Annotated in this window: 7 protein-coding genes; 3 read left to right on the top strand and 4 right to left on the bottom strand. The window is 54.4% G+C overall.

The genetic code is table 11. The features are described from left to right. Both MVK46_RS09625 and MVK46_RS09620 read right to left on the bottom strand, forming a co-directional pair. The coding region (locus MVK46_RS09625) for an FEN1 family endonuclease (RefSeq protein WP_367182649.1) at positions 1 to 576 on the bottom strand (576 nt) is incomplete at its 3' end. A gap of 99 nt (positions 577 to 675) precedes the next feature. Continuing rightward, entirely contained in the window at positions 676 to 1,125 is a 450-nt protein-coding gene (locus tag MVK46_RS09620; RefSeq protein ID WP_297536460.1) for a phosphate-starvation-inducible PsiE family protein, read from the bottom strand. 245 nt (positions 1,126 to 1,370) lie between these two features. Here MVK46_RS09620 and acs point away from each other — a divergent pair, with 245 nt between their 5' ends. From acs to MVK46_RS09605, 3 genes are all read left to right on the top strand, one after another. Then, a complete protein-coding gene (gene acs, locus MVK46_RS09615; protein WP_297536459.1) occupies positions 1,371 to 2,762 on the top strand; it encodes an acetate--CoA ligase alpha subunit in 1,392 nt (463 codons plus the stop codon). Positions 2,763 to 2,869: 107 nt separating this feature from the next. Next, positions 2,870 to 3,757: a hypothetical protein gene (locus MVK46_RS09610; protein ID WP_297536458.1), complete on the top strand. Its 888-nt coding sequence runs from the start codon at positions 2,870 to 2,872 to the stop codon at positions 3,755 to 3,757. A gap of 12 nt (positions 3,758 to 3,769) precedes the next feature. Next, complete coding sequence (locus MVK46_RS09605; protein WP_297536457.1) at positions 3,770 to 4,468, top strand: metallophosphoesterase family protein; 699 nt, start codon at positions 3,770 to 3,772, stop codon at positions 4,466 to 4,468. On the opposite strand, the gene MVK46_RS09600 is transcribed toward MVK46_RS09605, so the two are convergent. Then, a complete protein-coding gene (locus tag MVK46_RS09600) occupies positions 4,465 to 4,806 on the bottom strand; it encodes a PRC-barrel domain-containing protein (RefSeq protein WP_297536456.1) in 342 nt (113 codons plus the stop codon). The genes MVK46_RS09605 and MVK46_RS09600 overlap by 4 nt on opposite strands. Before the next feature lie 74 nt (positions 4,807 to 4,880). Continuing rightward, positions 4,881 to 5,716: AAA family ATPase (locus MVK46_RS09595; protein ID WP_297536455.1), on the bottom strand; the 836-nt coding region annotated here is incomplete at its 5' end.

Genomic DNA, 5,716 nt, shown 5'->3' with positions numbered 1-5,716 from the left:
CCCGGTTATCGTGAGGTTCCTGACGAGCCTCGGTGCTCCAAAGAGAAGGCTGTCATAGTCCTGGCTCGCCGAGGCGTAGACGTCGCCCTTCTTGGCCATATATGCAGCTTGGGCCTCACCCTCGCTCGGGGCCTGAACCACGGGAACTCCCATTAGCTGGAGCAGCTTCTTGGCGTCCTCTATGAGGGTTTCGTTCAGCTTGGTTGCCCTCATCGCGTACTTCTTGGCCTCCTCGATGTCCCCCCTTTCAAGGGCCTCGTGCCACTTCTCTTCGGCTTCTTCCCTCGCTTCGCGCCTTCTCTCTAACTCCCTCTTCTTGAACGCCGGCGGCTCGCCGTCGAAGACGTAGGCGGGCTTTATGCCGGCCTCCATCAGGTTGATAGTCCTGTAGAAGAACCCGCTCAGGTGGGATGTTATCCTGCCCTGGGAGTCCATAAGGGGCGTTCCGTCGCGTTGCCTTATGGTTGAGAGGAACTGGTACATGGCGTTGAACGCGTCTATCGCGACCTTTTTACCGTAGAGGTTCTCAAGCTCAATCTCCCTCCTCGGGACGAGTTCACCAATCTGAACTCCCATGTTCACCACCGAAGAGAATTGGGGTTGGAATATTTTAGGGTTTGCCTCAGCCTACCGGGTTCTCATCATTTCTCAGGGAGGGGAAGGCTCCTCATCGGCCTAAACCTTCTTAATGCCGTGTGTGAGTAGGAACTCCTCGTGCCTCGTCCTTCTCTGCCTCTCCTGAACGTAAATCCAGCCCATAACGAAGATTAGCGCCGCCATTCCTATGAGCGTCTGCCAGCCGAGCTGATTGTAGTCGAGGGTGATTATAATCTTCCTCACCATCGCCAGAACGCCCAGCTCAACCACGTTCCTCATGCTGACGTGGTGCTCCTTAACGTACATTGTCAGCAGTTCGAAAATCTCGAGGAATATTATAATCAGCACTATCTGGTGAAGAACGTCCTCTATGGAGAGTGGCGCCAGCAGAAAAAGCTCAATCATCATGTACACTACGTAGCCCATCGTTATCGTGGCAAGGCCTATGACCACTATATCAAACAGAATACTCAGCCACTTTAGTAGGCTCTCCTCTATGAATCCTATATCGTGATGCTTTTTTCCCATGTCCACCTGAGTTAGTGCAACCTAACATCTAAAAAGCTTTTTGATTTAACAAACAGTATTCAACGATTTCCTTAGAGGGGTGAATAAAGTTGAGGAAAGCTTCGTTTGTTGTGAAGATATTTGAGTCATTGATTGTTCACCAGTTTTTAACGCCCGTCGAGCTTTTCATCGTCAAAAAGGGAAGGGAAAGGTTTTAACGGTCTTTTACAGATGTAAAAGTGTAAATGTCATCAGGGGTGATAAAAATGGTTGACCCGAACATCGAAGCCCTCTTCAGGCCGAAGAGCATTGCCGTGATAGGTGCCTCCGAGAAGCCGGGTAAGATAGGGTACGCTATTATGAAGAACCTCGTGGAGTACGGCTACGAGGGAAAAATATACCCTGTGAACGTAAAGGGAGTCGAGATTAGGATTGGCAACCGCGTCTTCAAGTCCTACAAGAGCATCCTCGACGTTCCCGACGAGGTTGACATGGCCGTTATAGTCGTCCCGGCCAAGTTCGTGCCACAGGTTGTTGAGGAGTGCGGAAAGAAGGGGGTTAAGGTTCTCCCGATTATCAGCTCGGGCTTTGGCGAGTTGGGTCCTGAGGGCAAAAAGGTTGAGGAGCAGCTCGTGGAGACGGCCCATAAGTACGGCATGAGAATCCTCGGTCCGAACATCTTCGGTGTCGTTTACACACCCGAGAAGCTCAACGCAACCTTCGGGCCAACGGATGTCCTTCCGGGTCCGCTCGCCCTCATCAGCCAGAGCGGAGCGCTTGGAATCGCCCTCATGGGCTGGACAATCCTTGAGAAGGTTGGCCTCTCCGCGGTCGTCAGCATCGGTAACAAGAGCGACATAGACGACGCCGACCTTCTCGAGTTCTTCAAGGATGACGAGCACACCAAGGCCATACTCATCTACATGGAGGGCGTCAAGGACGGCAGGAGGTTCCTCGAGACCGCAAAGAAGGTCAGCAGGGTCAAGCCGATAGTCGTTATAAAGGCTGGAAGGAGCGAGCGCGGTGCCAAAGCCGCCGCTTCTCACACCGGTTCGCTCGCGGGAAGCGACAGGATTTACGATGCCGCATTCAAGCAGGCGGGGATAATAAGGGCCTACACCATCGGCGAGGCCTTCGACTACGCGAGAACCCTCAGCAACCTGCCGGAGCCGCCGGGAGAGAACCTCGTCATAATCACCAACGGCGGTGGAATAGGTGTTATGGCCACAGATGCCGCTGAGGAAGCCGGCCTGCACCTCTACGACGACCTCGAGCAGCTCAAGGTCTTCGCCAACTACATGCCGCCCTTTGGAAGCTACAAGAACCCCGTTGACCTGACCGGCATGGCCGGCGCCGAGGGCTACGAGGGGGCAATCAAGGCCGCCCTCGAGCACCCGGAGATGCACAGCATAGCCGTCCTCTACTGCCAGACGGCAGTTCTCGACCCGAGGGAGCTTGCCGACATAGTTATCCGCGAGTACAACGCCAGCGGAAGGAAGAAGCCGCTCGTCGTTGCCATCGTCGGCGGAATCGAGGCCAAGGAAGCAATCGACAGGCTCAACGAGGAGGGGATTCCAGCCTATCCGGAGCCGGACAGGGCCATAAAGGCCCTCGCGGCGCTCTACCGCTGGAGCAGGTGGAAGTCCAAGCAGGAGTGAATTTTTCTTCCTGCTCGTTTCTCATTTTACTACAAAAAGTTTTTAAGAACGTGCGCGCAAACTACACTGGCATTGAAGTTCTCAGGGTCTTCGATGGGGGGTATACTATGGGAAAGAAGCTAACCGCATTCGGGGTTGCCCTGATACTCATTGGAGCCGTGCTCTTTGTTTATTTCAGGCCAGGAAACGTTGATGGAGGTCCCTCGGACAGTGAGAAGATTCATTTCTCGTGGGCCGGGATAAGGACTGTTCAGAACGGCGGTCCGGTTTATGCCTACGTTCTGGCAATCCGTGTGCCCGTGAATCAAAGCTCGATAACCGTCGTGGACAACCCCAGCGGGTCCGGGTACGTTTTCATCAGGCGCGGGGAGCTTTACTACCCAAAGCGTCCGATTTTCTTTGAAAACCTCTCGGTGGAGAACCTCTCTCAGCAGGAGAACGTTACGGTCTACTATTCGTCGGAGGATTACTTGGGGCTTCTTGGAGTTGGAGATAACCATCTCACGGTGCTTTCAGGTTCGGGAGGACTTCACATACCCTGCGATTCCAGCGGATTCAGGGCCAACGTTACCGAGCCGAGGGGAGTCGTGTACATTGGTAATGAGAGGGTCATGGAGTTTTCAAACAGCTCCCTAAGAATCGGAAACGAAACTGCCTTTGGAAAACCAACCCAGCTTCTCCTTTCGTATGTTCCCTGTCTGAGCAAAGGTCTCGGATACTCCGTAACCCTCGTCCTCCCCAATGGGGGTGTAAATGTATACACGGGTGTTCTTAAAATCTCCTGTGAGATGAACCCCTCCAGGGTAACGTTCGCACCGGGCTTCAACTTCACGAACGTTCTAGTGATTCACAACTACACCACGTATATGGAACTCAAGTTGGGGTTTTCCTGTCCCCACCCGGTTACAAGCAGTATCGTAAACTCCCTCTACCTGTGGCTTGTCCTGATTATCCTTGGGGCAGTCCTTGTGATTGTGGGATTGATAAAACGATGAGGGGGTGGGGAGGTGCTCCTGGCGCTAATCAGCGACATCCACTCGAACCTCGAGGCCCTCGAAGCGGTGTGGGATGAGATTAAAGACGCCGACGCCTTCCTCTGCATGGGTGACTTGGTGGGCTACGGGGCGAGTCCAAACGAGGTCGTGGACTTCGTAAGGAAGGTTATGAAAAAGCGAATTTTCCTCTGCGTCCGGGGGAACCACGACAACGCGATAGCCTTCGGCGCCGACTGGAGCTTCAATCCCTACGCGAGGCAGGCCGTAAGGTGGCACCAGCGCGTCATGACGAGTGAAAACCTCGAGTTCCTCAGGCGACTTCCAGTAAGGCAGCTCTTCACGGACGACACGGGCAGGAGTTATCTGCTCATTCACGGCTCTCCGAGGGCGCCGCTCGACGAGTACCTCTTTCCCTGGCTTCCGGAAAGCGAGTTCAGGGTCGTTCTCAGCTACGTCCGTCAGGACGACCTTCTTCTTGGCCACACCCACGTGCCGATGCTGAAGGAAATCGACGGGAGGAGGATAATAAACCCCGGCTCAATAGGTCAGCCGCGGGACGGGGACTGGAGGGCCAGCTACGCCCTCCTTGATACCGAGACAAAAGAATTGACATTTCACCGTGTCGAATATGACGTCGAGGAAAGCGCGAGGAAGATAATAGAAGCGGGACTGCCGAGGTTTTTGGCGGAGAGACTCTTTCAGGGGCTTTAGCTTTCTGGCTTTGGAAGGCCCTCCTTCCTTTCAATCCTCCCCCTCTGAACCGGGGCGCGTTTTGGAAGTGCGCGGAGCTTGGACTTAACGGCGAGTTTTCCGGAGTCGATGATTATGACCTCTCCTATGCTCTTCACGGCGCTGACCGGAATCAGGAGAAGACCTTCATGGTCCGTAACGAACTCGCTCGTGTCGAGGTCTTCGTCGGGTTCGGCAACGATTACAAGGATTTCGCCGGTTTCTTCGTCAAAGCTGAGGTCGTAAACCCACCCGAGTCTTATTCCCGTGTCGGTTATAAGCTCAACGTCCCTAAGCCTGGAAGCTCTTATCTTGACCATTCAAGTCCCCCCCATGGTTAATCCTGTAGGCCTTAGTTGTTCAACGTATAAAACCTTTTTCCAAAAGAAAAAGCTCAGAAGGTGTAGTAGTCAACTCCCTTGGACTCTTTCTGCGTTCTCTTTCTGCCCTCCTCAAAGTTCTTGTAGTACTCAACCATGTAGGGCGTTATGCTCGGTTTGACCTTCTTCAGGGCCTCCTCGAAGTCCCTCTTGGAGACCTTCAGCCTCTCGAGGAACTCCTCGCTCTCCTCCTCGACCAGCTCCCTTGGAAGTTCTCTCATCACCCTGCGCATTGCAATTAATGCCGCCTCCCTCACGAGGGCTTCCAAGTCGGCTCCCGAATAGCCCTCGGTTCTCTTGGCGAGCTCCTCAAGGTTCACGTCCTTCGCGAGGGGGACGCGCCTTGTGTGCACCTTGAGTATCTCAAGCCTGGCCTTTTCGTCTGGTGCTGGAACGAGAACGAGTCTGTCGAACCTTCCCGGCCTCAGCAAAGCCGGGTCGAGGATGTCGGGCCTGTTGGTTGCCGCTATGACAACGACGCCGCTGTTCCTCTCTATGCCGTCCATCTCGGTGAGGAGCTGGTTGATGAGCCTGTCCGTAACACGGTCGCCCTCCATTCCCCTTGCGGGCGCTATCGCGTCAATCTCGTCGATGAATATCACTGTTGGGGCCGCCTGGCGGGCCTTCCTGAATATCTCCCTTATCCTCTTCTCGCTCTCGCCGACCCACTTGCTTAAAACTTCAGGTCCGCGAATTCCGATGAAGTTTGCCTCGCTCTCGTTTGCTACTGCCTTCGCGAGGAGGGTCTTACCGGTTCCCGGCGGACCGTAGAGGAGTATGCCCCTCGGGGGCGTTATGCCGAGCCTCTCGAAGGCCTTAGGGTATTTGAGTGGCCATTCTACTGCTTCTC

The sequence above is a fragment of the Thermococcus sp. genome (assembly GCF_027066465.1).
GTDB lineage: Archaea > Methanobacteriota_B > Thermococci > Thermococcales > Thermococcaceae > Thermococcus.
The sequence above is the reverse complement of the archived record's forward strand: the minus strand, read 5'-3'. Positions and strand labels throughout refer to the sequence as shown.